The 23896-nt window shown below is 57.6% G+C and carries 29 protein-coding genes and 1 tRNA gene; 10 read left to right on the plus strand and 20 right to left on the minus strand.

Going from position 1 to position 23896, the window contains the following annotated elements:
- Positions 1-20: 20 nt before the first annotated feature.
- Positions 21-1169, plus strand: coding sequence for a PRC-barrel domain-containing protein (locus SynROS8604_RS13290; protein ID WP_186544340.1), 1149 nt, complete (start codon positions 21-23; stop codon positions 1167-1169).
- 26 nt (positions 1170-1195) lie between these two features.
- On the opposite strand, the gene msrB is transcribed toward SynROS8604_RS13290, so the two are convergent.
- The 3 genes from msrB to SynROS8604_RS13305 all read right to left on the minus strand — a co-directional run bounded on the left by msrB (position 1196) and on the right by SynROS8604_RS13305 (position 3047).
- Positions 1196-1621, minus strand: a complete 426-nt coding sequence (msrB, locus tag SynROS8604_RS13295; protein ID WP_186544341.1) for a peptide-methionine (R)-S-oxide reductase MsrB — start codon at positions 1619-1621, stop codon at positions 1196-1198.
- A 28-nt stretch (positions 1622-1649) separates the two neighbouring features.
- Positions 1650-2936, minus strand: coding sequence for a glycosyl transferase (locus tag SynROS8604_RS13300; RefSeq protein WP_186544342.1), 1287 nt, complete (start codon positions 2934-2936; stop codon positions 1650-1652).
- 29 nt (positions 2937-2965) lie between these two features.
- Positions 2966-3047 (minus strand) — tRNA-Leu (locus SynROS8604_RS13305).
- Positions 3048-3147: 100 nt separating this feature from the next.
- Here SynROS8604_RS13305 and accC point away from each other — a divergent pair.
- Entirely contained in the window at positions 3148-4491 is a 1344-nt protein-coding gene (gene accC / locus SynROS8604_RS13310; RefSeq protein ID WP_186544343.1) for an acetyl-CoA carboxylase biotin carboxylase subunit, read from the plus strand.
- A gap of 41 nt (positions 4492-4532) precedes the next feature.
- On the opposite strand, the gene SynROS8604_RS13315 is transcribed toward accC, so the two are convergent.
- Positions 4533-4865 carry a YggT family protein gene (locus SynROS8604_RS13315; protein ID WP_186544344.1) on the minus strand — a complete coding sequence of 111 codons (333 nt, stop codon included), beginning with the start codon at positions 4863-4865 and terminating at the stop codon, positions 4533-4535.
- Positions 4866-4965: 100 nt separating this feature from the next.
- Here SynROS8604_RS13315 and psbX point away from each other — a divergent pair, with 100 nt between their 5' ends.
- From psbX to SynROS8604_RS13335, 4 genes are all read left to right on the plus strand, one after another.
- A complete protein-coding gene (psbX, locus tag SynROS8604_RS13320; protein WP_011620364.1) occupies positions 4966-5088 on the plus strand; it encodes a photosystem II reaction center X protein in 123 nt (40 codons plus the stop codon).
- A gap of 80 nt (positions 5089-5168) precedes the next feature.
- Positions 5169-6143: a Ycf66 family protein gene (locus tag SynROS8604_RS13325; protein ID WP_186544345.1), complete on the plus strand. Its 975-nt coding sequence runs from the start codon at positions 5169-5171 to the stop codon at positions 6141-6143.
- 23 nt (positions 6144-6166) lie between these two features.
- Positions 6167-6694: a Tol biopolymer transporter periplasmic protein gene (locus SynROS8604_RS13330; RefSeq protein WP_186544346.1), complete on the plus strand. Its 528-nt coding sequence runs from the start codon at positions 6167-6169 to the stop codon at positions 6692-6694.
- 74 nt (positions 6695-6768) lie between these two features.
- Positions 6769-7176, plus strand: a complete 408-nt coding sequence (locus tag SynROS8604_RS13335; protein WP_370586517.1) for a hypothetical protein — start codon at positions 6769-6771, stop codon at positions 7174-7176.
- Here the strand turns inward: SynROS8604_RS13335 and SynROS8604_RS13340 are convergent, their stop codons facing one another.
- Genes SynROS8604_RS13340 through SynROS8604_RS13350 form a run of 3 tightly spaced genes read right to left on the minus strand, consistent with a single transcriptional unit; the run spans position 7177 to position 9765 of the window.
- Entirely contained in the window at positions 7177-7413 is a 237-nt protein-coding gene (locus SynROS8604_RS13340; protein ID WP_186544348.1) for a chlorophyll a/b-binding protein, read from the minus strand.
- Positions 7410-9398, minus strand: a complete 1989-nt coding sequence (locus tag SynROS8604_RS13345) for an ATP-binding cassette domain-containing protein (RefSeq protein WP_186544349.1) — start codon at positions 9396-9398, stop codon at positions 7410-7412. Before SynROS8604_RS13345 ends, SynROS8604_RS13340 begins: the two co-directional genes overlap by 4 nt.
- Before the next feature lie 25 nt (positions 9399-9423).
- Positions 9424-9765 (minus strand): histidine triad nucleotide-binding protein, encoded by a 342-nt coding sequence (locus tag SynROS8604_RS13350; RefSeq protein ID WP_186545991.1) that lies wholly within the window; start codon positions 9763-9765, stop codon positions 9424-9426.
- Positions 9766-9834: 69 nt separating this feature from the next.
- On the opposite strand from SynROS8604_RS13350, the gene SynROS8604_RS16110 reads away from it, so the two are divergent.
- Together SynROS8604_RS16110 and SynROS8604_RS16115 are read left to right on the plus strand one after the other, a co-directional pair.
- The gene (locus SynROS8604_RS16110) at positions 9835-10737 is read left to right on the plus strand and encodes a magnesium chelatase domain-containing protein (RefSeq protein WP_255445074.1); all 903 of its coding nucleotides are present in this window, start codon (positions 9835-9837) and stop codon (positions 10735-10737) included.
- Positions 10659-11408 carry an ATP-binding protein gene (locus SynROS8604_RS16115; RefSeq protein WP_255445309.1) on the plus strand — a complete coding sequence of 250 codons (750 nt, stop codon included), beginning with the start codon at positions 10659-10661 and terminating at the stop codon, positions 11406-11408. The genes SynROS8604_RS16110 and SynROS8604_RS16115 overlap by 79 nt, the downstream gene beginning before the upstream one ends.
- Before the next feature lie 12 nt (positions 11409-11420).
- Here the strand turns inward: SynROS8604_RS16115 and SynROS8604_RS13360 are convergent, their stop codons facing one another.
- The 5 genes from SynROS8604_RS13360 to def all read right to left on the minus strand — a co-directional run bounded on the left by SynROS8604_RS13360 (position 11421) and on the right by def (position 13377).
- Positions 11421-11567, minus strand: a complete 147-nt coding sequence (locus tag SynROS8604_RS13360; protein ID WP_186544350.1) for a hypothetical protein — start codon at positions 11565-11567, stop codon at positions 11421-11423.
- Positions 11568-11704: 137 nt separating this feature from the next.
- On the minus strand, positions 11705-11875 hold the full coding sequence (gene rpsU / locus SynROS8604_RS13365; RefSeq protein ID WP_006043142.1) for a 30S ribosomal protein S21: 171 nt from the start codon (positions 11873-11875) through the stop codon (positions 11705-11707).
- A 53-nt stretch (positions 11876-11928) separates the two neighbouring features.
- Complete coding sequence (locus tag SynROS8604_RS13370; RefSeq protein WP_186544351.1) at positions 11929-12507, minus strand: DUF3747 domain-containing protein; 579 nt, start codon at positions 12505-12507, stop codon at positions 11929-11931.
- A 59-nt stretch (positions 12508-12566) separates the two neighbouring features.
- Positions 12567-12764 carry a hypothetical protein gene (locus SynROS8604_RS13375; protein WP_006854479.1) on the minus strand — a complete coding sequence of 66 codons (198 nt, stop codon included), beginning with the start codon at positions 12762-12764 and terminating at the stop codon, positions 12567-12569.
- 4 nt (positions 12765-12768) lie between these two features.
- Positions 12769-13377 carry a peptide deformylase gene (gene def / locus SynROS8604_RS13380; RefSeq protein ID WP_186544352.1) on the minus strand — a complete coding sequence of 203 codons (609 nt, stop codon included), beginning with the start codon at positions 13375-13377 and terminating at the stop codon, positions 12769-12771.
- A gap of 65 nt (positions 13378-13442) precedes the next feature.
- Between def and SynROS8604_RS13385 the strand changes: the two genes are divergently transcribed.
- On the plus strand, positions 13443-15356 hold the full coding sequence (locus tag SynROS8604_RS13385; protein ID WP_186544353.1) for a S9 family peptidase: 1914 nt from the start codon (positions 13443-13445) through the stop codon (positions 15354-15356).
- Here the strand turns inward: SynROS8604_RS13385 and SynROS8604_RS13390 are convergent.
- From SynROS8604_RS13390 to SynROS8604_RS13400, 3 genes are all read right to left on the minus strand, one after another.
- Complete coding sequence (locus SynROS8604_RS13390) at positions 15346-16020, minus strand: class II aldolase/adducin family protein (RefSeq protein ID WP_186544354.1); 675 nt, start codon at positions 16018-16020, stop codon at positions 15346-15348. The two genes, SynROS8604_RS13385 and SynROS8604_RS13390, sit on opposite strands and share 11 nt — an antisense overlap.
- Positions 16021-16033: 13 nt before the next feature.
- Positions 16034-17146: an S-methyl-5-thioribose-1-phosphate isomerase gene (gene mtnA, locus SynROS8604_RS13395; protein WP_186544355.1), complete on the minus strand. Its 1113-nt coding sequence runs from the start codon at positions 17144-17146 to the stop codon at positions 16034-16036.
- Between the two features lie 115 nt (positions 17147-17261).
- The gene (locus SynROS8604_RS13400; protein WP_186544356.1) at positions 17262-17813 is read right to left on the minus strand and encodes a DUF1543 domain-containing protein; all 552 of its coding nucleotides are present in this window, start codon (positions 17811-17813) and stop codon (positions 17262-17264) included.
- Positions 17814-17850: 37 nt separating this feature from the next.
- On the opposite strand from SynROS8604_RS13400, the gene SynROS8604_RS13405 reads away from it, so the two are divergent.
- The gene (locus tag SynROS8604_RS13405) at positions 17851-18552 is read left to right on the plus strand and encodes a class I SAM-dependent methyltransferase (protein WP_186544357.1); all 702 of its coding nucleotides are present in this window, start codon (positions 17851-17853) and stop codon (positions 18550-18552) included.
- Between the two features lie 7 nt (positions 18553-18559).
- On the opposite strand, the gene SynROS8604_RS13410 is transcribed toward SynROS8604_RS13405, so the two are convergent.
- Genes SynROS8604_RS13410 through SynROS8604_RS13430 form a run of 5 tightly spaced genes read right to left on the minus strand, consistent with a single transcriptional unit; the run spans position 18560 to position 23704 of the window.
- Complete coding sequence (locus SynROS8604_RS13410) at positions 18560-19828, minus strand: SufS family cysteine desulfurase (protein WP_186544358.1); 1269 nt, start codon at positions 19826-19828, stop codon at positions 18560-18562.
- On the minus strand, positions 19825-21057 hold the full coding sequence (gene sufD / locus SynROS8604_RS13415) for a Fe-S cluster assembly protein SufD (protein ID WP_186544359.1): 1233 nt from the start codon (positions 21055-21057) through the stop codon (positions 19825-19827). Before sufD ends, SynROS8604_RS13410 begins: the two co-directional genes overlap by 4 nt.
- A 2-nt stretch (positions 21058-21059) precedes the next feature.
- On the minus strand, positions 21060-21848 hold the full coding sequence (gene sufC, locus SynROS8604_RS13420; RefSeq protein WP_186544360.1) for a Fe-S cluster assembly ATPase SufC: 789 nt from the start codon (positions 21846-21848) through the stop codon (positions 21060-21062).
- Between the two features lie 51 nt (positions 21849-21899).
- On the minus strand, positions 21900-23339 hold the full coding sequence (gene sufB / locus SynROS8604_RS13425) for a Fe-S cluster assembly protein SufB (protein ID WP_186544361.1): 1440 nt from the start codon (positions 23337-23339) through the stop codon (positions 21900-21902).
- A 5-nt stretch (positions 23340-23344) separates the two neighbouring features.
- Positions 23345-23704 carry a ferredoxin-thioredoxin reductase catalytic domain-containing protein gene (locus SynROS8604_RS13430; RefSeq protein ID WP_186544362.1) on the minus strand — a complete coding sequence of 120 codons (360 nt, stop codon included), beginning with the start codon at positions 23702-23704 and terminating at the stop codon, positions 23345-23347.
- Positions 23705-23896 lie beyond the last annotated feature (192 nt).

The following is a 23896-nucleotide window of genomic DNA, read 5'->3' on the forward strand; positions in this document are numbered from 1 at the left end:
GCTTCGGCTGAGGCCTGCGTTTGAGCTCGTCCCCGTCCCCCAACGACCCATTGGCAACCGTCCCCAGCGACAGGCTGTGGCTTCGCTCGGAATTAATGGGGACCCAAGTGATCACCAGAGATTCCGGCAGACGCTTGGGCGTTGTTGGTGAAGTGGTTGTGGATATCGACCGTCGCGAAGTGGTCGCCCTCGGCTTGAGAGACAACCCGCTCACCCGGTTCTTACCGGGACTCCCCCGTTGGATGCCCCTTGATCGCATACGGCAGGTGGGCGATGTGATCCTGGTTGACTCCGCAGACTCCCTCAGTGAGGGCTTTTCCCCGGACCGATACAGCCGGGTGATCAATTGCCAGGTGATCACAGAATCGGGTCAAACGCTCGGCCGCGTGTTGGGCTTCTCCTTCGACATCGAGACGGGCGAACTCACCACGCTTGTGATGGGAGCCGTTGGCGTTCCTCTCCTGGGGGAAGGCGTGCTGAGCACCTGGGAAATCCCTGTCGATGAAATCGTTAGCAGTGGCGCCGACCGAATCATTGTGTACGAGGGCGCCGAAGACAAACTCAAACAACTGAGCAGCGGGGTTCTGGAAAAACTGGGCGTTGGAGGGCCGAGCTGGGAGGAACAGGAGCGGGAGCGTTACAGAGTGAACATCGTCCCCGTTGAAAACCAGCTCAGCTCAGGACAAGCGGTGGAAGAGGCACCCAGAATGCTGGAAGCCTCAGAATCACAGCGCTTCGAAACAGAACGCGAACTCGAGTACGTCGAACTCGAAGATCGGCGCAGTGAGAACACGCGTGAACGTCGCTACTTCGATGAAGCACCGATGCAGGGGCGAGAGAACTCCTATCGAGAGCCCTACCGAGAACCAGAGAATTACAACGAGCCCCCGTCGTATCGCGAACCGCAGCCGTTCAGGGAGCAACAGGAGTACAACAAACCCGAGCGTTTTCGCGAACCCGAGTCTTTTCAGGACGAAGACCGTTATCAAGCGCCTCAGCGCACATCAGTGCCACCTCAGGAACTCGATGCAGCTCCACGCTTCGAGCAACGACCCAGACCAGCGTCTCGTCGTCCAATCGAACGGCCGGGCGAACCTCTTGATGTCGAACCCATCGAGCGCCTCTCTCCCCAAAACCAAGAAAGCCAGCCTCTCGATGATCCCTGGTAAGTCCAGGGATCGATTCTCACCTCAACTCAAGCGATGGCTTTCTTTTTGAAGTCGAGGGAAGCGCTGTTCGTGCAATAGCGCTGACCGGTGGGTGCGGGTCCGTCGTTGAACACATGCCCTAGATGGGCATCACAACGCGAGCAAAGGATCTCTGTTCGCACCATCCCGTGGCTGCGATCTTCATGGGTGCGAATCGCCCCCTGGGTCACACCATTCCAGAAGCTTGGCCAGCCAGTACCCGATTCAAATTTTGTGCTGGAGCTAAACAGAGGCGCATCACAACAGACGCAGTGATACGTGCCGTCTTCCTTGTGATCCCAATAGGCACCAGTAAATGCCGCTTCGGTGCCGCCCTGACGCGCAACTTGAAACTGGGTTGGGTTGAGTTTCGCCTTCCACTGCTCAGGAGTGCGTTCCACCCGATCTCCACCTGCTACTGGCGCACTCGTCATGACTCAAATTTTTTCACTGGCGGGGACGCTAGTCGGAAAGAGCCAACGGCAAGAGTCCCTGAACCTCCTCTGCAAGTGCCCTAACGGCACCAGGATCACCGCGAAGACCGCGCAAATCATCGCGTTGACCCTGCAACCTGTCCGGTGTCGCGAGCCAGGACTCAGCCTCAAGTGCAATTTGCTCCGGAGTGATCGGACCCACCCGTTCAGGAACCACCATGCGACCAGCGCTGATATTCGGCCAAGCCATGAATCCATGGTTCCGAAGACGCCAAGCGCTGAGCAACAAGCCGATCAGACGCCGCAGTCCTGGTAGACGAGCCAAGAGCCCGAGCCAACCATCCCAAGCCTGCATCACACCTAAATGCTGGGTGGGCACCAACACGATCATGGGGACACCAAGAGCGCCAAGTTCAGCCGTGTTCGCTCCCACGGTGGTGAGCGCCAGCTTGCACTGGCTCAAGGCACCATGGGCTGGAGGGTTTTCCTGCAAGTGAATCTCCGTGCCATTGCGCGTGATCAAGCGCCTCAATCCCTCGCCAGCACGGGCCTGTTCAATCGAGGCGACATCGGTGTCGTAAGAAGCAGCGATGGGATTCGAGCGACTTGCGTAACGTTCCAAGTCTTCAACGGTGGTGGTGGGTGCCACCGGCAACAAAAAACGGCAGCCAGGGCGTTGAGCAGCCAAACGGTCTGCAGTGTCCAGCAGGAAAGGAACACCCACGCTGAGTTTGGCCGGTTTCGATCCGGGTAACAAAGCCACCCACTCACCGGATGGCAGCGGGGCCTCTTCTTTGGCATGGCTGGAAAGATCCGCCATCAAGTCACCCACGACGCGGCAGCGAGCTCGAAAGCGTCTGGGCAGCTCGTCCCGCACCGTTGGCGCCATAGCGGCGATTCGATCGTTCCAGCGCGGCCAACGCGCCACCCACTCCGCGTAAGTGATGTGGCGATAGCCCAGCCGAGCTGATAACAACACACTCCAAAACTGATCCCCACCCAAAAAGACCACCACACCCCGGTCTGGCCAAATCCCAAACCGAGAAGGCTTCAACAGCAGCAACCAAAACTGCCGGGCCAGGGTGATGCGATCAAACAATCCCCAACGGGAAGCAGCGGAGGCTTCCGTGCCCGTGGCATTGGGACAGGGGACCAAAACGAGTCGCAGGCTCAACAACGACCCAGGAGCTCGAGGCCGCATCAGTAGGCAGCGATGCAGCTGCTCCGCAAGGGGACGAACCCAAGTCGTGAGTTCACCAGGGCCGTTGGAAACGAACACCACAGCCAGGGCTTGGTCCTTGGTGCGTGACGTCACTCAGTTCCGGTGGGGCTGGGAAAGAATGATGCGGATGGCGAGACTTGAACTCGCAAGGCCGAAGCCACACGCTCCTTAGACGTGCGTGTCTACCAATTCCACCACATCCGCGTGGAGACGTAACCGAGATGGCTCGTCGATGGATGAGTATACCGACAGACCTAAAAAGCCCAACCGCTGATACGATCCGCGCTGGCTCGGATGCTGCGGAATGCCCATCGGCAAGGTGCTGATCGCCAACCGCGGCGAGATTGCCCTAAGAATCCTGAGGAGTTGCCGTGAACTCGGCATCAGCACAGTTGCGGTGTACAGCACCGTGGATCGCACGGCACTGCACGTGCAACTCGCTGACGAAGCGGTCTGCGTAGGCGAAGGCCCCAGCAACAAGAGCTACCTCAACATCCCCAACATTCTTGCGGCGGCCACCTCCCGCGGGGTGGATGCCATTCATCCCGGCTATGGGTTTTTGGCGGAAAACGACCGCTTCGCTGAGATGTGCCGTGATCACGGCATCACGTTTATCGGTCCGTCCCCCCATGCCATCCGATCGATGGGGGACAAGTCGACGGCAAAAGCCACCATGCAGGCTGTGGGCGTTCCAACGGTGCCTGGCAGCGAAGGCCTCCTACCCACCCCAGAGGCCGCCGCTGAGCTCGCTGCTGCCATGGGCTATCCCGTGATGATCAAGGCCACCGCGGGCGGCGGCGGCCGTGGCATGCGGCTCGTGCCCAGTCCTGATCAGTTGGTCAAGCTCTACAAAGCGGCGCAGGGGGAGGCCGATGCAGCGTTTGGAAATCCAGGGCTGTACATGGAGAAATTCATCGACCGGCCCCGTCACGTCGAAGTCCAAATCCTGGCGGACCGTCACGGCAACGTGGTCCATCTCGGCGAACGGGACTGCTCGATCCAACGACGTCATCAGAAACTTCTCGAAGAAGCGCCAAGCCCGGCCCTGGACCCTGAGCTGCGTCGTCGCATGGGAGATGCAGCGGTCGCGGCGGCGCGCAGCATCAATTACGAGGGCGCCGGAACGGTGGAATTCCTCCTGGACCGAAGTGGTGGGTTCTATTTCATGGAAATGAACACCCGCATCCAGGTGGAGCATCCCGTGACGGAAATGGTGACGGGGATCGACCTGATTGCGGAGCAGCTCCGCATCGCCGGCGGGGAGCCGATCAGCGTCCGGCAAGAAGATATCCAGATGAATGGGCATGCGATCGAATGCCGAATCAATGCCGAAGATGCCCAACACAACTTCCGGCCCGCCCCCGGACGGATCACGGGGTGGTTACCGCCTGGAGGCCCTGGAGTCCGCGTCGATAGCCACGTGTACACCGGCTACGACATCCCCCCCTTCTATGACTCCCTGATCGGCAAGCTGATCATCTGGGCGCCCAATCGCCCTGCAGCCCTCGAACGCATGAAGCGAGCTCTCAACGAGTGCGCCATCACCGGCATTCCAACAACGGTGGACTTCCACCTGCGCATGCTCGACCGCCCTGAATTCCAAAGGGGCGACGTGCACACCAAATTCGTTGAAGAGGAGATGCTCTAAGCGGGAGCAAAGGGGTTGCCAACGGAGCTCCCACCATCGATTCAGGCCGTGATTTGGGCGAGGGACTGGGCGCGGAGCAGCACCAAGGAGAGCAAACCTTGCTGCCCAACCAGCAGTTCGCGCAGCAAGCTGAGCAGCCCAACCCAGATCACGGGGGTGACATCAACGCCCCCGATGGGAGAGACAACTCGGCGGGTCACCCCCAAGATCGACTCTGTGGGCCAGGCCAGCAGGGGCCAAAAGCCCTTGGATAGATCCACCTGAGGGTACCAAGTGAGCACGATGCGCGCCAGGAAGGTGAGGGTCCATGCTGCCAACAACAAACCCAGTGCCAAGTTGAGAAGAGGGAGGATGGCGACAAGCGTTGGCGTCACAAAGCCCTAAGCATTGGTGATGTCATCGTAGAAACTTGACCTTGATCCCTAAGATCGCAGCCAATCAGGCCTCGCTAAACGCATTCGGTCCTAATTCCTTATGACGCCCTCCCTCTCCAATTTTCTGACCAGCCTCGTTGCTGGTGTCGCGATCGTTGTGATCCCTGCTTCTATCGGGCTCTTTTTCCTCAGCCAAACCGATCAGGTTGATCGCAAACTTTGAAGACCCTTTCACGCTCCGTAGAATGGGCTCACTAGACCCGAGCTTCGGTTCCACGCAGGTCGTTATCAGAGAGCTTCACAGTGGTTAATGCCAGTCTGAATTGGGCCAGCATTGTTGGCATTGTGCTGGCTGTAGGTGGAGCACTGCTCTACTTCATGCGCAGTTTCAAGCCCGCTCTCGCTCGTGATTACGACGTGTTCTTCGCGGCGATCGGCCTTCTCTGCGGAGGAATTCTTTTCTTCCAGGGCTGGCGACTCGACCCAATCCTCCAGTTTGGACAGTTCCTGTTGGCGGGAACCACGGTGTTTTTTGCCTACGAGAGCGTTCGTCTTCGGGGGATTTCAGCGGAACAGGCAAAGCGCTCGGCCTATTTCGATGACGATCCCGAAACCGCAAGCCCCGCTGGAGGTTTGCGGGGTGGTTACGACGATTCCTACGAGCGATTCGACGAACCTCAGCCGATACGACGCCGGTTTGGCGGCCAAGGCCCGGATAATGAAGAGAGGCCTGAACAAGATTTCTACCGCCCCCGTCGCACCTCCAGAGCTGCGATCCCAGAGCAGGCCGCGAGTCGGAGCCGTCAGCGGCCCGATCCCCCCTCGGATTGGTCAGACAGCAGCGAACGGGAGAGGCGCATGGCCCGATTCGGTCGCGGCGACGACTCTGCTGCGAGTGGTCCAAGCTTTGGAGAGCGCCGCGGCCAACGCCAGGATCAACGCCGAGGCTCTCGGCCAACTCCCGTCGCTTCTTCCAGGCCTGAACCGTCCAGGCCTGAACCCTCATCCCGCGCCTCTGCTGGGCCAGCTGGCCGATCAGCGAGCGGATCAGCACGAAGCGGCTTAGACGGACAACCTGGCATCCCCCAAGGCACCCCGCTGCGTCGAGAACCCGAAGATGCCGCTTACTCCCCAAGCCCGCGGCAACCCTCTTCCAAACCCCCGGTGAGCAGACGCAATCCCGCCCCTGAGAACGGGCCTGCCACGTCTAGGGACACCAATCGCACCCCTCCCCGCAGTTCCCGCCCCAGGGATAACAACTCCCGCTTCGACGACTGATCAGTCTGAGCATTCATTCCGGTATGACTCGACGCCTCCTCCTCGTGCTGCTCGCACTGGGAGTTGCTGCCTGTGAAGGTCGCTCGACCCGAGCACCATCCGGCTTTCTGGCGCCACAACAACAAGACCCTGCCCTCAGCGGTGATGGGCGGTTGTTAGCCGTCATCGAAGACCAAAACGGCAGACCGACCGTCCAATTACGCAATGTGCAAGGTGGGGGTTCGTTGCGTTTACGCCACCTCTCTCGCCATCAGCCCCATAGCTCGCCGTCCTTGAGCTGGAACGGCCGATATTTGGCCGTCATTACCCAACGCGGCAACCACAGGCTGGTCTTGATTGAAGATCGCCTCAAGGGCAAAGCCCACCCCCTGCGCTTGCCCTCCGGACGAGATCCCGTGCAGGTCAGCCTCGCTCCTGATGCACGCAAGCTCGCCATTCAAACCGCGGACCAGGGACGTTGGCGTGTTGAAGTGATCGATCTGAGTGGCTTGCTGGAGCCCGACGGACCTGGAGGCCAGCGACGCACGACGCCGAATGAAGCAAACCGATGAGACAGCGATTCCTGCCATCGGCCTTCCTGCTCTGTTTCCTCATTTTGGGCTGCGGTCAAAGCGGGATCCGTCCCATGTCCAGGGTCGGGGCATCGCTGCGTCGAAGCGCCGAGAGCAGGCGCCTTCCCTCGATGGGACAACGTTGGCTCGCCACCCTGGCCAGTCGCAACGGAAGAGAGCGCGTGGAACTCATTGACCTGAGCAACGACACACCGGTGCCCTTGAATGGGATCAATCAGGCCGATTCCCAGACCATCAGCCTCAGCGTGAGTGGGGATGGGCAGAGGATCGCCCTTGTCCGCCAACGCGAAGAACGAACCGAACTCATGCTCTATCGACGCAATGCCAGCGCTTTGCAACGCCTACCCATTAATCCGCCGGGTGTCCCCCGTTCTGTGAGCCTGAATGGGAATGGTCGGCTTCTCGCCGTTCAGGTGAGCCGGAGAGGGCGTTGGGATGTGGACTTCGTTCGCCTGCCCTAGCTAGGGAATCAACCCTGCCCAATGCAAAAAGGTATCGCCGCTGAGGGCTTCCGTGAGCACGACAGCTAAGAATCCGATCATGGCGAAACGGCCATTGATCCTCTCGGCGTAGGCACTCCAACCAAAGGCAGGCACATCTTTGGTGGTGGCACTGCTGGTGGGAAGGGGCTCTGGAGCAGCCGACGTAGAGGAGGGCTCCTCCGGAGTGCGATCGCTGACTTGATCAGGCTTGTTCATGGTTGATAACTACTGGCGGGGATCAGGCTCCAATCGCCATCCCCACGCAGTTCAAGCACGTTGTCATGGAAGTGCTTGAGGGAAGGACGATGGCCAACACTAATAAAAGAGAGATCTCGATCCACGAGCAACTCATAAAGCTGCTTCTCTGTCTTCACATCAAGGGCGCTGGTCGCCTCATCCAGAACCACAAAACTCGGAGAATTCAACAACAAGCGTCCAAAGGCCAGTCGTTGCTGTTCTCCAAGAGAAAGAATTCGGGGCCAATCCTGCTTGATATCCAAGTCGGGATAACGCGTCACTAACTTCTCCAAGCTGACTTGCTCCAACACGCTTCTCAATTGCTCATCACTAAAGCGATTCTCATCTACTGGATAACAAAGCTGTTCTCTTAACGAGCCCAGCAACATATAAGGCTTCTGGGGGATGAAAAGGAGATCCCCCATCGAGGGCCTCTCAACACTTCCCCTGCTGGGTTCCCAAAGGCCGCTAATCATCCGCAGCAGGGAAGTCTTTCCACATCCTGATGGCCCCACAACCAAAAGTTTGTCGTGGTCACCGATATCAATCGTGAGATCTTCGATGACTGGATTCTTTCCATTCGGAGGATATAAGTCTGCAGACCGAATCACGATGCCGTTGCTTCCTGGGACCTCGCGACTGTTGCTGCTGGGAGCCTGCTGGCTCACCTGCTCAATTTTGGTTTGGAATCCTTCGAGACGACTAATGCCGGCAGCAAACTGAGCAAGCTGCTCAATGCGAGCCACGATGAAGAACAACGATCCCTCAACCATATTGAAAGCAAAGTTGGCCTGATTGAACACACCAAAATCGATCTCTCCCGCAAAATACACAGGTGCCATAACCAAGAAGGGCAGAAAAACTCCCGCATACGACACCGATCGCCGCATGACATCGATGATCACCTGCCAAATAATGAGGAGATTGAAGTTTTTAACAACAGAACCCAGACGCCGATAGGACTCTTGCTTTTCCTGCCCCTCCCCCGAGTAAAAAGCGATGGATTCAGCATTGTCCCTGATATGAACCAGTCCGTAACGAAAATCAGCTTCATAGCGGAGCTGGTCATAATTAATGCGCACGAGGTTGCGCCCTGAAACAATCAGAAGCGTGGTGGCAACCGCCGAGTAGGCAAACAGAGTGAACGTCAGCCTGGAGCTAATACTCCAGAGCACCAAGATGTTGAGTGAAAACGTTAAGAGCGCATCAAAAAGACCCAAAGCAAGACTCAGACTTTGTGCCGTAAAAGACTCCGTATCTTGGGTAATCCTCTGGTCAGGATTATCAATATCCGTTTCATCTTCACTATTAGGGTTGAGAACATAATAAGCCCTATTTTTCATATAGTCGCCAATCAACGATTTAGACAGCCACTCCCTCCAAATAATTCCCAACTTTGCAGTAATATAAACTTGCGTCACCCGAATGGGAAGGGCTACCACAAAACAGGCGCCATAAATAGCCAGTCGTCCATAGAAGCCACCTTGGTCCTTATCCACCAAGGCATTCGTGATGTCTCGGTAGATAAATCCGATCCCCGTATTAATGCCGTTAACAGCAAGCAACATGAACACAATCGTTGCCAATAAGCCCCAATTGAGCCAACGCCGCTGGCGCAATTGCTGACGGAAAGCAATGAAACTGGCCAAACCAACCAGAAACAGCCCCACGAAAGCCACTCCCCACCAACTCGACCAAATCGTGGCGATCGTTCCCGAAACACCAGACAGATATTTCTCCGTTAAGTCTGGTTGAAGCCGATCCAGGCTTCGAATCAAGGCGGTAAGAACCGCAAGCACCAACCCGCCAACACAAAACAGAAGGCATAACAACAGCCAGATGAACTGCCATCCACTGGCCTGATCCAGGGGCAAGAAAAACGGTTGCGCCAGGTGCCGCAGCTTTCGGAGTTGATTGCGCAGGTTCTGCAGTGATCCGGGGCCTGCGGTGGTGGTCGCTGTCATGACGTCATTCTCTCAAGCAAAACCTTCATCCGGGAGGCCAATCCAGGGAACGCCCACCGATCACATGCACGTGCAAGTGGAACACGGTCTGCCCGGCACCCTCTCCGCTGTTAATCACCGTTCGCCAATCACTTAACCCTTCTTGTTTGGCGACCTTCGCAGCCACCAACAGCAAATGCCCAAGCAGCTCCTCATCCCCTTTCTCCGCCTCGCGCAAGCTCTCGAGTGGTTTGCGCGGAATCACCAGCACATGCACAGGAGCGGCCGGAGCGACGTCGCGGAACGCCAAACAGCTGTCATCGCTGTACACCTCATCGCATGGAATGTCTCCACGCAAGATGCGGGCAAAAATCGTGTCACCAGCCATGGTCACAACCCTGGGCAAAACAGTGCATGAGACGGGTGGGGCATCAGATGCTTACCCCGCAACCATTCAATGCTGGCACGCTGCTCAAGTGCATCCCTTCAAGGGATGGAGGCGCTACCCGTCACGGTGGAAGTGGATCTGGCCCCAGGGCTTCCCGGCTTGCAGCTTGTAGGACTTCCAGATACGGCCATCCAAGAGTCGCGCGAACGCGTCCGGGCAGCGCTGCGCAACAGCGGGTTCCGCGGGCCCCTGGTTCGGGTCATCGTCAATCTGGCTCCAGCCGATCGACGCAAGGAGGGACCGGCCTTCGATCTGCCGATCGCGCTGGCCTTGCTCGTCGCCAGCGGTCAGCTTGATCCCCAAAAACTGGAAGGGCTCTGCTGCGCCGGAGAACTGGGCCTGGACGGAAGCTTGAGGTCCTGCCGCGGCATCCTGGCCATGGCGTGCCAAGCGAAAACCCAGCAAGCCAAAGCCTTTGTGGTGCCATCAGCCAACGCAGCAGAGGCATCTCTCGTGGACGGACTCCCCATCGTGAGCGCCAAAACGCTTGGCGAGCTCGTTGAGCAGTTACGGCATGGAGGCCAGAACCACCGTTGTTCTCCTCCCGAACAGGAAGTGGCTACAACGACCACCATCCCAACCAGCGCATCAGAACCTCCGTCCGCAGCACCCCTCACGATTCAGCATTTCGCTCGAAAAGCCCTGGCGATTGCCGCCGCCGGTGGGCATCACCTTCTGATGGTGGGACCCCCTGGCTGTGGCAAAACGATGTTGGCGCGAGAGCTCCCCAGTCTGCTTCCGCCGTTGAGCGACTCAGAGGCCCTAGAGCTCACCCGTCTTCAATCCATTGCTGGCACGCTCGGCAGCGTGACAAGCCTGGTGAGGCAACGACCATTCCGAGCACCGCATCACAGCACCACGGCAGCAGGGCTTCTCGGGGGGGGGGGATCAATCCCCGTCCCGGCGAATTGAGCCTGGCCCATGGAGGCGTGCTGTTTCTTGATGAGCTCACTGAATTTCCGAGAGCCATCCTCGATCAGTTGCGTCAGCCTCTGGAGGAGGGCGTTCTCTGGATCAGCCGAGCCCGATTGCGCTGCTCGTTCCCCTGCAGGGTGACCCTGGTGGCGGCGACCAATCCATGCCCTTGCGGATGGCATGGTGATCCTTCCAATCGCTGCCGTTGTTCTGAACTTCAACGGCAGCGCTACTGGAATCGTTTGTCTGGGCCATTTTTAGATCGGCTCGATCTTCAATGCCGCCTCGAACCCGTGCCGACCAGCCAACTTCGCCGGTGCTTCAAGACAGCAGAAGAGCCAACAGAGACTCCAAGAAAAAGCAGCTTCTCTCCCAAAGCCATCCAAGCCGCGCGCATCAAAATGTGCCAACGCAACCCGGGCAAGCAGCTCAACAGCCAACTCAGCGCGCTGGAGCTCGGGCGTTACGGCCAGATCGCAGAGCGAGCCTTTCAATGCTGGGAGCAAGTGGTGTCGAAACGGCAGTTGAGCATGCGCAGCAGCTTGAGGCTTCTGCGCGTTGCCCGAACCATTGCCGACCTAGACGCTGTGCCAACGGTGGGCGAACAACACCTGGCGGAAGCGATCTGCTTCCGAAGTTATGACCACGCGCCCAGAGCAAACAGCTAAACGGACCGTCGCTTAACGCGCTCCATGGTGAGGAACGTCGCGATAGGGCTGGACTCCAATCGGAGGTGGAACCGTCTTCTTCTCTTCACTTGGATTTCCAACAGCATGCGACAGGGTTTCTGCAAACCATTCGCGCAGCGAACTAAACATGAATGCCATGGTGGATCTCCTCCGAGATGCACCCAGTCTCGTCAGGCATGCAAGAAAAAGAAACAGTCGAAATACCGATCATTCGTCGTGCCACAGGAATCAATCCGTCATGGCACGCCGATCTAAAAGCCAAAACTACGAACGAATCAACGACGGCGACGACGCTGCTGAGCTTTGCGCTTGTACTTCTCGATTGGGGTTTCGTGATGGCGCAGGCGCTTGAGATCCGCAAAGATGCCGGCCTTGGAGACCTGACGCTTAAAGCGACGTAGGGCAGATTCGATGCCTTCGTTTTCTCCAACCGTGACCTGAGTCATTCAACAAGCGAGGATTTCCAGCTCAGCAATGTAGCAAGCGATCGGCAAATGGCTCAAAGAGCGCCTGGTGATCCAGGCATGTCATCCCGGTAAACATAAAGATGTCCCAGCGTGCGCTTGCCGTATTGACGCCTCATCAGCTTCCAGCCCGGTTCAAGATTCAGCTTGAGGAAACCGTTTCCAGGCCCTCCTGAGCGAGCCACCACCATGGTGGGACGGGACGGATCACGCGTCGGGACGGCCAAGAGCTCGATATCGGAACCGGTTTTGATCACGGAGAGTCGATAACGCGTTCCAAGGTCATCGCCGCCAATGCGCAGGGAATAGCCATTGCCATCGATATAGCGGTTACAGATTCCGGTGAAGTCAAAACTGGCCAACAGGGGATCAACCACTGCAGGGGAAGCTCCTGACACCGCAAAACACGGCCGGGCGCTGGTCCGTTGCTCATAAATGTTCAGCTGAGAGCTCTCACCCTTACCGATGGGAGCCGACACCATCACAAATTGACTTTCGTCAACGTCTGCAGCAGTGAAGACGGATCCTTGAGCTCTCGCTGCTTGCGGCAGACCTGTGGCGACAGCTGCCGTAAACACAGCACAAGCAACACCAGCGTTCCAAGGACGGCCCATCAATCAAATCCGTTCATTAAGGGGATCGTATTAGTCCCTTTGCGTCTGAGCACGTGCCATCAGGCCGGTTTGTTGAGACGAATCGCGACTAAAAGTGACCCAAGCGTTGCCGGAAGACTCAAACCAAGGATCCATCGCGTTGGATTCACGCCCAGATCAGGGTCCCCATATGCCAATTCAAAAACACAGCCTGTAGCTGCGATTCCGAGCACACATGCCAGGGCCAGGAACAGGCCAGAAAGGGGTTTCATCGGCATCGGTTTAAGGCGTCATGGGGCGGACGTCCTTGGCGAGGAAGCCATGATCTTTTAGCTCCTTGTTAAGGCCAGTGGCATCGGTCACGCGATCCACAAACAGCACCCCACGGAGATGATCCATCTCGTGCTGAATACAACGCGCCATCAGGCCGTCGGCCTTCATCGTGCGGGGTCGCCCCATCTCATCCCTGAAACTCAACTGAATGGCCGTCGGACGGACCACATCGAGATACACCCCTGGGATGCTGAGGCAGCCCTCCTCATAGGTATCCACCGATGCGCTGCAGGTGGTGATTTCAGGGTTGATCAGGACAAGGGGTGGGGTGCTTGGCGTCTCAAGGTCGAGGTCGATCACCAGCAATTGCTGATGCACCCCAACCTGAGGTGCCGCCAAGCCGATGCCACGGGCCGTGTACATGCTGCGCAACATGTCACGGGCCAAGTCGCGCACACGCTCGTCCACCTTGCCAATCCTGCGCGCATCACCCCGTAGCGCGTCGTCGCCAAGGGTATAGATATTGAGCGGAGCACTCTCTAAGGGCTCCTTAGGCACGGCAATGGAGGAGCTGCTCTTCTCAGCCGATCGTGCCAACTGGGCGAAGCTCCTAGCCAAAACCCCTCCTACCTTGAAATTGTTCTGATCTTAGGCAGACCTGATCTCTGCTTGATCCGTTCGACATGTCTCTGCAACAGCCCCTACCCGCCACAACCGCTCTCGGACGGACTTCGCTGCTGCGAGCTCCGCAGCTGCTGGGGGATTGGCTGCTCTGGCTCGAGCAGCGTCCCCACGAGAAAGGCCGCACCACAGCATGCATCCGGCGCTGGGGGGAGCCAGAAGCCACACCTCTGGAGCTCACACCAGCCCCCATCAATTTGCGCAGCAGAGTGCACGACTACGGCGGCGCGCCGCTCACGGCGGCGCTAACGGAAGGAACACTCCAGCTGGTTTGGGTTGATGACGACGACGGTTGCCTCTGGTTCCAAGCCTGGACAGGTCTTGATGGAGATAACCCCCAAGCGCTAGACGCCCTCGACAGCCCCCAACGGCTGACCGCCCCCCGTGACAGCGCGCTGGGGGGCGGCGTGATTGACCCTCTCCGCTCACGATGGTTGGGCGTGATCGAGGAGTCCGGTTGTGATCGCTTGGTGAGCGTGGCCCTCGATCAACGGGATCAAACCCCTGTTGTCGTCCATCAGCCTGCTGATTTCGCGGGCTATCTCGCCCTCAATGCCGACGGAACCCATCTGGCTTGGGTGGAGTGGCAACAACCCTCCATGCCTTGGGATTGCTCCCAGCTCGTCTTGGCGCGACTGACGGCCTCTGGCTCCATAGAAGCTTGCCGTGGGATCGCGGGCGCTGAACCATCCCAGGCCCAGGGGATCTCCGTGTTTCAGCCCCAATGGCTGCCGGATGGAAGCCTCGTCGTGGCAGAGGACAGCAGTGGCTGGTGGAATCTGATGCGCCATCCCAACGCCGACAGCATGAACACCCACTGGCAACGCCTTTGGCCCATGGCCAAGGAGACCGCAATGCCCCAGTGGGTGTTTGGGATGAGTACCACCGCTTGGGATGGGGAGAAGCTGTTAGCCGCCGTCTGTGATCAAGGTGAATGGCAGTTGCAACGGCTCGGTCTCGATGGCTCGGCAGAGAGGGTGGAACAACCCTTCAACGATCTGGCCGATCTGCACGCATCCCATGGCCGGGCTGTCGCCATCGCCAGCAACAGCACCACAGGCCATGGACTGCTCGAGCTCGATTTGGGCGCAGGAACCTGGCGACACACTCCAGCCGCCTCCGCCGCCATGGAGGTCAACGCAATCAGCGTGGGGCAATCGCTGTGGTTTGACGGATCCGGTGGGCAACGCACCCATGCCTGGTATTACCCCCCTGTTGGGGGAGCCGATGCCTCGTCGCCACTGCTGGTGAAGAGTCACAGCGGGCCTTCATCCATGGCTCGCCGCGGCCTCAACCTCGCAATTCAGTTCTGGACCTCCAGGGGCTGGGGCGTGGTGGACGTGAATTACGGTGGCTCCACAGGCTTTGGCCGGACCTACCGCGACCGGCTTCAGGGGGGCTGGGGCGTGGTGGATGTCAACGATTGCGCCGCAGCCGCCAAAACCTTGATTGCCACGAACCGCGCAGATCCGAGCCGCGTCGCCATCGAAGGGGGCAGCGCCGGTGGCTTCACCACGCTGGCCTGCCTCTGCTTCACCGATGTGTTCCGCGCCGGTGCCTGCCGCTATGCCGTAAGCGATCCCAGTGCCTTAGCCACCGAGACGCATCGCTTTGAAGCCCGCTATCTGGATGGCCTCATCGGCCGTTGGCCCGAAGAGCGGGATCTCTATGAGCAGCGCTCGCCGCTGGGCCATGCGGACCAGATTCGCTGTCCTGTGATCTTTTTCCAGGGTCTCAAAGACAAGGTCGTCCTGCCGCAGCAAACCGAACGCATGGCCGAGGCCCTACGCCGCAATGCCATCCCAGTGGAGGTGCACACCTTCCCAGAAGAAGGCCATGGCTTCCGAGATAGCGCCGTGCAAATAGCTGTTCTGGAATCGACTGAGCGTTTTTTCCGCCAACACCTCAATTTTTAGAGGCTTGGCCATATCCCAACCCACGGAACTGCCGATGCACCTCTTCCATTTGTGATGCGGACAACAGCGGAGGCTCCCCCAGCTGCAGCGCTTGCAAATACATCTGTGCCAGCGTCTCCACCTCAACGGCAATCTTCAGAGCCTGATCAAGATCCCGTCCCAAACTGACCAATCCGTGGTGAGACAGCAGGCAGGCCTGCCGGTCCTGCAGCGCCTGCACCGTGTGGGCTGATAGCGCAGCGGTCCCGAAGGTGGCGTAGGGAGCACAGCGAATGTCATCACCACCAGCCACCGCTGTCATGTAGTGGAACGGCGGAATCCCCCGGTCATGGCAGGCCAGCGCCGTTGCATGAATGGGATGGCAATGAAACACCGCCATGGCATCGGGACGATCCGCCAAAACATCGGCATGCAAGCGCCACTCGGACGAGGGTCTCCGCTCACGGCGAGGGAGTCCGCTTGGCAAAGGTTGACCGTCAAAATCGATCGCCACCAGATCCTCCGGCTCCATCTGGTCGTAGGCCAAGGAGCTGGGAGTCACCAACAATCCCCCCTCAATCCGCAACGACAGGTTGCCGGATGTGCCCTGATTCAAGCCGGTGCTGTTCATGGCGCGGGCCACGTCCACGAGCTCGCAGCGCAAGGCCCGCTCGTTCTCGTTCATCCCTCTCCCTGAATCAGCCACGGTTGTAAAGCTCCTTCAGGCCAACTTCAGTGGCTGGCGCCACACCACGGTCGGTGATCAGAGCCGTGACAAGCCGCGCGGGGGTGACGTCGAACGCCGGATTAAACCCAGCACAACCATCAGGCGTGAGCTGCACGCTCACAATTTCACCGGCCGCCCCCCCCGCAATCACTCGCCCCTGAATGGACGTCACCTCCTCAGCAGAACGCGCTTCAATCGGGATCTCTGCCACCCCATCCGCAAGACGCCAGTCGATCGTGGACGTCGGCAGGGCGACATAAAAAGGCACGTTGTTGTCGTGAGCCGCCAGGGCCTTGAGATAGGTGCCAACTTTGTTGCAGACATCGCCGCAGCGCGTGGTGCGATCGGTCCCAACGATCACAGCATCCACCTGTCCATGCTGCATGAGGTGACCACCTGCGTTATCCACAATCACGGTGTGCGGAACCCCCTCCCGCGCCAACTCATAGGCCGTGAGCGAGGCCCCTTGATTGCGCGGCCGGGTTTCATCCACCCACACATGAATGTTCAACCCAGCGCGATGGGCCTTATAAATCGGTGCCAAAGCCGTTCCCCAGTCAACGGTCGCCAGCCAGCCCGCATTGCAGTGGGTGAGCACCTGAAACGGCTCGTTCTGTCGTGCGCTAGGTCGCTGCTCTGCCAGCGCTTGGAATAGATCGAACCCATGCGCCCCAATCGACTCGCACATCGCCACGTCTTCATCGGCAATCAGCGCCGCCTCCCGCCGTGCTGCCGCCGCACGCTCCGCTTCAGGCAAGGGATGCACCAGATCACGAACCCTTTCTAAGGCCCAACGCAGATTCACCGCTGTAGGGCGACTGGCGTTGAGCTGATCGAAGGCTTGGCCCAAGCCCGCATCGCTGGCGTCGTCTTGCAGGGCGAGCATCAAGCCGTAGGCGCCGGTCACACCGATCAATGGTGCGCCCCGCACCACCATCGTGCTGATCGCCTCTGCGGCTTGATCACAACTCGTCAGGGTTCGGGTGATCAAGCGATGGGGCAACAGGGTTTGATCGATCACACCCACGGAGCGCTGATCGGCTTCCAGCCAAATCGTCCGCCAAGCCTGGCCATCAATGTTCATGGTCGAATCAACGGCAAGAGCCGCATGGCTTCTTCCATTCTCTGATGAGCACGATCCAGGAAGTGAATCGGCCAGATCGCGCCTTTTTCCCTGTTGGAGCGCTCAGATCGGCTGATTAAATCGGGCGATATCCAAACCAATCAGGCACCTGATTCTGACTTTCCCCATCGAGCTGGCGATGGAGATGCACATAGACACTGTTGTTCTCTGTCAACGACAACTGCTCAATCAGCAAGCAATCATCCACGGCGCTGAGATCATCCTTGTGCTGCTGAATCGCATCCAACAACCAGCGCTTCTTGGCTGTTGCTTTGGCCGCTTGCCGCGAGGGGGCCACCACGAGTCCAAAGCGATGCAGTTCTGCAAGGGAGTCGGGCTGATAGGCCCCAAGGTTGACGAACCACAGCCGCTGCTTCTCTGAAGAAGGCTCCGGCTCAAGAGTGACGCGCCAACCGTCAATGCAATGCACGGCCATGTAGCTATCGAGATGCAAGCCACGACGGCGACCGAACCACTGACGACGAAGCTCGGGATAGGTGTCTTCGATGCAGCCACCGACGACAAATCGCACATCGTGAAGCTCGATCAAGCTTTGATCCGTACGACCTCCCAGGACCACCAAAAACAAAGTTGGGAGTTGCAAACGCGAGGGGTGGAAAGGGCTCATTCAAGGTGCCATCGTGTGGCCCAGATGTGAACCATGCGTGGATCTCTTTGAAAGGCAATGGGCCACCTACCGAATCCTGGTTGAACACAACCTGATGGAGCATTGTGAAATCAGTGAGGCCACAACCGCTGGGATCCATCAATGGCTGGCCCAACGAGAGGACCAGACTCAAGCCGTTGCCATGGTTGATCTGGGCTGTGGAGACCTCGGGCAGTTAGCGCCGCTACTCCGCACCCTTCCACTCAAAAAGTACGTCGGTTTAGACCTTACCCAAGCCGTTCTGCCGCTCGCCCAACGCAATCTTGGTTCCGTTCCCTACCCCTGTGTCTGGGAGCAGGGCGATCTCTTGAACTGGGCCTGTTCCAGCCAAAACAATCGTGTAGACCTCATCCACTCATCCTTCGCCTTACACCATCTCAATCAAGGCCAAAAGCTGCTGTTTCTCGAGGGTGCCAGGAAGCACATCGAACCCAATGGACTGTTCATCTGGGCGGATGTCTTCCGTCCTAATCAAGAGTCACGATTGGACTACCTCAGAAGATATTGCCAACGAATCAACCAATGGCCTGGCCTCTCTCAGAGTCAACGACACTCCATCTCCCAACACATCCAAACCCATGACTTTCCCGCCAATCGTGATTGGCTCGAGCAGCACGCCAAAACCAAGGGTTGGTCAATCCGCTGGGCTTGGATCGGTCAACACAATGCTGAGGCCGTAGCTCTGCTTCAACCCGTTTAGGGAATCGCTAGCTGTTTTCACGGAAAAACGCGATCACACTCACCAGCTCATCAGCAAAGCGATCGATTTCAGCATGGGTCGTACAAAAACTGAGGCTCGCGCGAGCGGAGCCTGTGACTCCGTACAAGCGATGCAGCGGCTGGCAGCAATGGTGACCACTACGAATACAGACACCGGCTAGATCAAGCATGGCGGCGATGTCGTTGGCATGAACACCCTCCACCACAAACGTGGCAAGGGCACCACGATCAGGCTGCTGCTCAGGCGTAGGGCCAAGAATGCGCAGACCATCAATCGATTGAAGCCGGCCAAACAGATGGGTGGTGAGCTCCGCCTCCCACGCCTGAATCGCATCGAATCCAAGCGTTTGCAGGTAGGTGATCGCAGCACCCATGCCGATCGCTTCACCAATGGCTGGCGTACCCGCCTCAAACTTATGGGGAAGGTCCGCCCAGGTGCTGTGATCCAAGAACACCTCTTGAATCATTTCGCCACCACCAAGGAAGGGCGGCATCGCCATCAACGTTTCTTCCGCAGCCCATAGAAAGCCCATTCCAGTGGGGCCACACAGCTTGTGAGAAGAGCCCACGAGGAAATCAGCGCCAAGGCTCTGCACCGAAATGGGTTTATGAGCCAGGCTCTGACAGGCATCCACCAACACCTTGGCCCCAACAGCATGGGCAAGGGCTGCAATCTCTTCGATCGGATTGCAGCACCCCAGGGTGTTGCTGATGTGTACCAAGCTCACCAGGCGTGTCCTCTCAGTGAGCTGATCCCGCAGGTCCGCTAGGTCAAGCGTGCCCTCAGGGGTCACCCCCACATGCCGAAGCACACAACCCGTCCGCTCAGCGAGCAATTGCCAAGGCACCAAATTGCTGTGGTGCTCCATCACGGTGAGCAGCACCTCATCACCAGCCTTCAACTGGGCATCACCCCAACTGCGAGCCACCAGGTTGATGGCTTCGGTGGCATTGCGCGTAAACACGATTTCTTTCGCGCTGGATGCAGCGATCAAGCCAGCGGTAATCGAACGAGCCCCCTCAAACGACTCTGTGGCACGGGCACTGAGCTGGTGAGCTCCGCGATGGACATTGGCGTTGTCGCAGGCGTAGTAGTGCTGAACCGCATCGAGCACGACACGGGGCTTCTGACTGGTCGCCGCATGATCCAGGTAGATCAGGGGCTGACCAGATCCTGAGACCTGGTCAATAATCGGGAAATCGGCACGAACTCGTTCCACAATAGACACGCAGGTGTTACGGGGAAGTGTTGTCATGGGGTCATCCCTCCGACCTGCAAGCTGCCGCCCAACCAGCGCTGCGAGGCACTGAGAGGCAAGCGGTCCAACACCTCCTTGCAGTAACCACGCAGCAGCAAGGTTGCGGCCGAAGACTGCGTAATGCCGCGACTGCGCAAGTAAAAAAGCTGATCCTCCTGAAGCTGACTCACGGTGGCCCCGTGGGTACAACGAACATCGTCGGCCACGATTTCCAACTCGGGCTTGGCATCCACGCGGGCGCGCCCAGAGAGCAACAAGTTTCTGCTGAGCTGGGAGGCATTGGTGCGCTGCGCCGGCCTGGGCACTTGAATGGCTCCGTTGAAGATGCTGTGAGAGCGATCGGCCGCGATCGTTTTTTGCACTTGGTCAAGCGTGCCCTCAGGCCCCTCAAAGCGCACAGCGGTATGAACCGCAAACTGCTCGTCAGCAGCGGTGACGGAAAGACCATGAATGGAAGCAGAAGCCTGGCCATCCACCTGCACAACACTCGGTTCCAGTCGCCCGAACGACCAGCCCTGAGACACGGAAACCAGGGAGTAATGACTGCGCGTCTCTTGCTCCACAGCCAGGTTGGCGAGCAAAGACTCGCCACCATCCCCTAAAGCAAGCAAACCGTGGTTCACCTTGGATTCCTGGCCGAGATGAATTTCGAGCAGATGACTATGGGCAGCCTGGCCCTTCGCGCTCACAACCTGAAGAAACTCGAGCTCGGCTTTTTCTCCAACCAGCAACAAAACCCTGGTTGGAACCAACATGGCGTCGGACGCGACCATCACCAGCTCAACGGGTGGAACTTTTCCGCGGATGCGCAACGCCAAAATCTGCTGACTCACTCCGTGATTCAGCTCCACCGGCCAATCCGACGCGCAGTGGCAGCGAGACAGGGTATGGCCGAGGGCCTGCTCCAACTCAGCCCCTTCGAGCAACGAAATTCCTTCCGGCAATGCCACCCCCTGCAGGGGATCCTGGCTGCCATCAATCACAAGCCTCAGGGCCTGCTCAGGAACAGGCGGCCAGCTATCTGCACTGGAGGAATCACTCCTTTGATCAGCGAGTGACAACTGAAACAGGGCCTCTAGGCGAGTGAGGTCCGTGAGCCTCCAGGCCTCTTGTCTCCTACTGGGAAACCTCTGCTCTGACAGCGCCAATCGTCCTCGGCGCTGAACTGGCTCGAGTGTCCCCGCTGGTGCAGGGAGCTGTGTCAACCAACCCTCGGGCATCACCATCGTTAGGCCACCCCCTCGGCCGCGAGCTGCTGATCCACCCAGTCGTAACCGATCTCTTCTAACTCAAGAGCCAACTCACGCCCGCCCGTACGCAAGATGCGGCCAGCCCCCATCACGTGCACGTAGTCCGGAGTGATCTCATCCAAAAGCCTTTGGTAATGGGTGATCAGCAACGTGCAGTTGTCCTGACTTGCCAACTGATTCACACCGCCAGCAACGATGCGTAAGGCATCAATATCCAAACCAGAGTCGGTTTCGTCGAGGATCGCGACCACTGGATCCAACAGGGCCATCTGAAGAATCTCGTTGCGCTTTTTCTCGCCACCAGAAAAGCCTTCATTCACGCTGCGTTCCAGGAATGCAGGGTCCATTTGCACCACTTGCAAGCGCTCACGCACGTGATCGTCAAAATCAAACGTGTCGAATTCCTCCTTACCTTGCTTTTCGCGCCGGGCATTCGTGGAGACCCGCAGAAACTCCAGGTTGCTCACTCCAGGGATCTCAATCGGATATTGGAATCCCAAAAACACACCAAGACGCGAACGCTCCTCAGGCTCCAGCGCAAGAAGGTCACGGCCTAAGTAGCGCACGGAACCCGATGTCACCTTGTAAGCGGGGTGACCGGCCAAAATCTTGGACAACGTGCTCTTGCCGCTGCCATTCCGCCCCATCACGGCATGAATCTCGCCGGCTTTCACCGTCAGGGTCACCCCATTCAGGATCGGCTTGCCCTCAACGGACGCATGCAAATCATTGATTTCAAGGAGAGGCTCGGCGTCAGGACGGATCACGTCAGAAGAGAAGGAAGAGGGAAACGAGTATTCGGAAACTTGGTGCTGGGATTAGCCCACCGAACCCTCAAGCTTGAGGGCGAGAAGTTTGTCGGCCTCAGCCGCAAACTCCATGGGAAGTTGATTAAACACATCCCTACAGAAACCGCTCACCATCATCGACACAGCTTCTTCAAAGCCAATGCCTCGACTTTGGAGATAAAACAATTGATCTTCCGACATGCGACAGGTACTGGCCTCATGTTCAATCGCAGCTTGAGGCTGTTGGGAGCGAATGTAGGGGTACGTGTTGGCGGCAGCTTGATCTCCAATCAGCATCGAATCGCATTGGCTGTAGTTACGAGCACCCTTGGCATTTGGACCAACTTGCACAAGGCCTCGATAACTGTTGCTTGACCGACCAGCACTAATCCCTTTGCTAACAATTGTGGAACGGGTTCGTGGTCCTACATGAACCATTTTTGTTCCCGTGTCTGCTTGTTGACAATTATTCGTAAGAGCAACGGAATAAAACTCACCAACCGAATCAGCACCCTGCAACACACAACTTGGGTATTTCCAAGTGATCGCTGATCCCGTTTCCACCTGCGTCCAGCTAATACGACTTCGATCACCGCGGCACTGACCGCGCTTGGTCACAAAATTATAAATACCACCAACACCATTCTCATCGCCAGCGTACCAATTTTGAACCGTGGAATACTTAATCGAAGCATCATCTAGAACAACCAATTCCACAACAGCTGCGTGAAGCTGATTGGTATCAAACATCGGAGCAGTGCACCCTTCCAGGTAGCTCACCGACGCACCTTCTTCCGCAACAATCAACGTGCGTTCAAACTGGCCAGTATCGCCAGAGTTGATCCGGAAATAGGTGGATAGCTCCATAGGACATTCCACACCCTTAGGAATGAACACGAACGACCCATCACTAAAGACAGCAGAATTTAATGCCGCAAAATAATTATCACTGCTAGGAACAACTGAACCAAGATATTTCTCGATCAGTTCCGGATGTTCAATAACAGCTTCACTAAAGGAGCAAAACACTACTCCATGCTCTGCAAGCTTTTCCTTGTAGGTAGTGGCAATCGAAACGCTATCAAAAACAGCATCGACAGCCACATTGCTCAGTATTTTTTGCTCGCTCAGAGGAATCCCTAATTTCTCAAATGTTTCAAGAAGCTTGGGATCAACTTCATCAAGACTTTGCTTTTTCTCTTGTTGCTTTGGCGCTGCGTAATAGACAATATCCTGGTAATCGATTGCTTTATAACCCAACGCAGCCCAATCAGGCTCTTCCAACTTCAACCAATGGCGATAAGCCTTGAGCCGAAAATCAAGGAGGAACTTCGGCTCATTTTTCTTAGAAGAAATCAATTTCACCACCTCCTCGCTTAGACCTTTAGCGATCTTCTCGGTTTCAATGTCAGTGACAAACCCGTACTTGTACGGCTGACTAACGAGATCGCGTGTGGAGGTACTGGTCATGGACTTCAACCTGCCGTGGCGTGAATCGTTTCAGTATTAATGGTCTGTTCCTCGCAGCGGAAGGGATTGTCTTCTGTGAGAAACAACATGCAGTGGCAGTCCTTCCGCTCGCGCATCGGCACGCAGGGACAATTCCAAAAGGCTTGAGACACCTCAGCTTGCTTATCTTCGTAATGACGACAAGGGCAAAGCGCTCCACCTAAATCATCTTTGTGCTTGGCAAGACCCTTTAAGACAACTGCCGTCACTCCGGGATCACTACAAAAATAAGTACCGGTTCGTTGGGCGTACGTTTCGGCAAATTTGCGAATGACCTCAAGGCTTTCAGCTGTCGGCTCTGTGCTGCCAGCGGACGCATCGGACATTGGGCTCAAGGGGGGAAAGGAGAGGACGTAGTCAGAAGCGAAGTCTGAATACACCCCGGCCGAGGGTCAGGCCAGGACCGAGATACGAAACAAAAAGGTTTCGTTTCTAGGAGACTAGGGCACTGATCCATCGTCCGGAGACCCCATCATTCTGAAGGGGCGAACACCCGCTGAGCAGAGATCGGTCCAATC

It is taken from the genome of Synechococcus sp. ROS8604, from assembly GCF_014279655.1.
In the GTDB taxonomy this organism is placed as follows: Bacteria; Cyanobacteriota; Cyanobacteriia; order PCC-6307; family Cyanobiaceae; genus Synechococcus_C.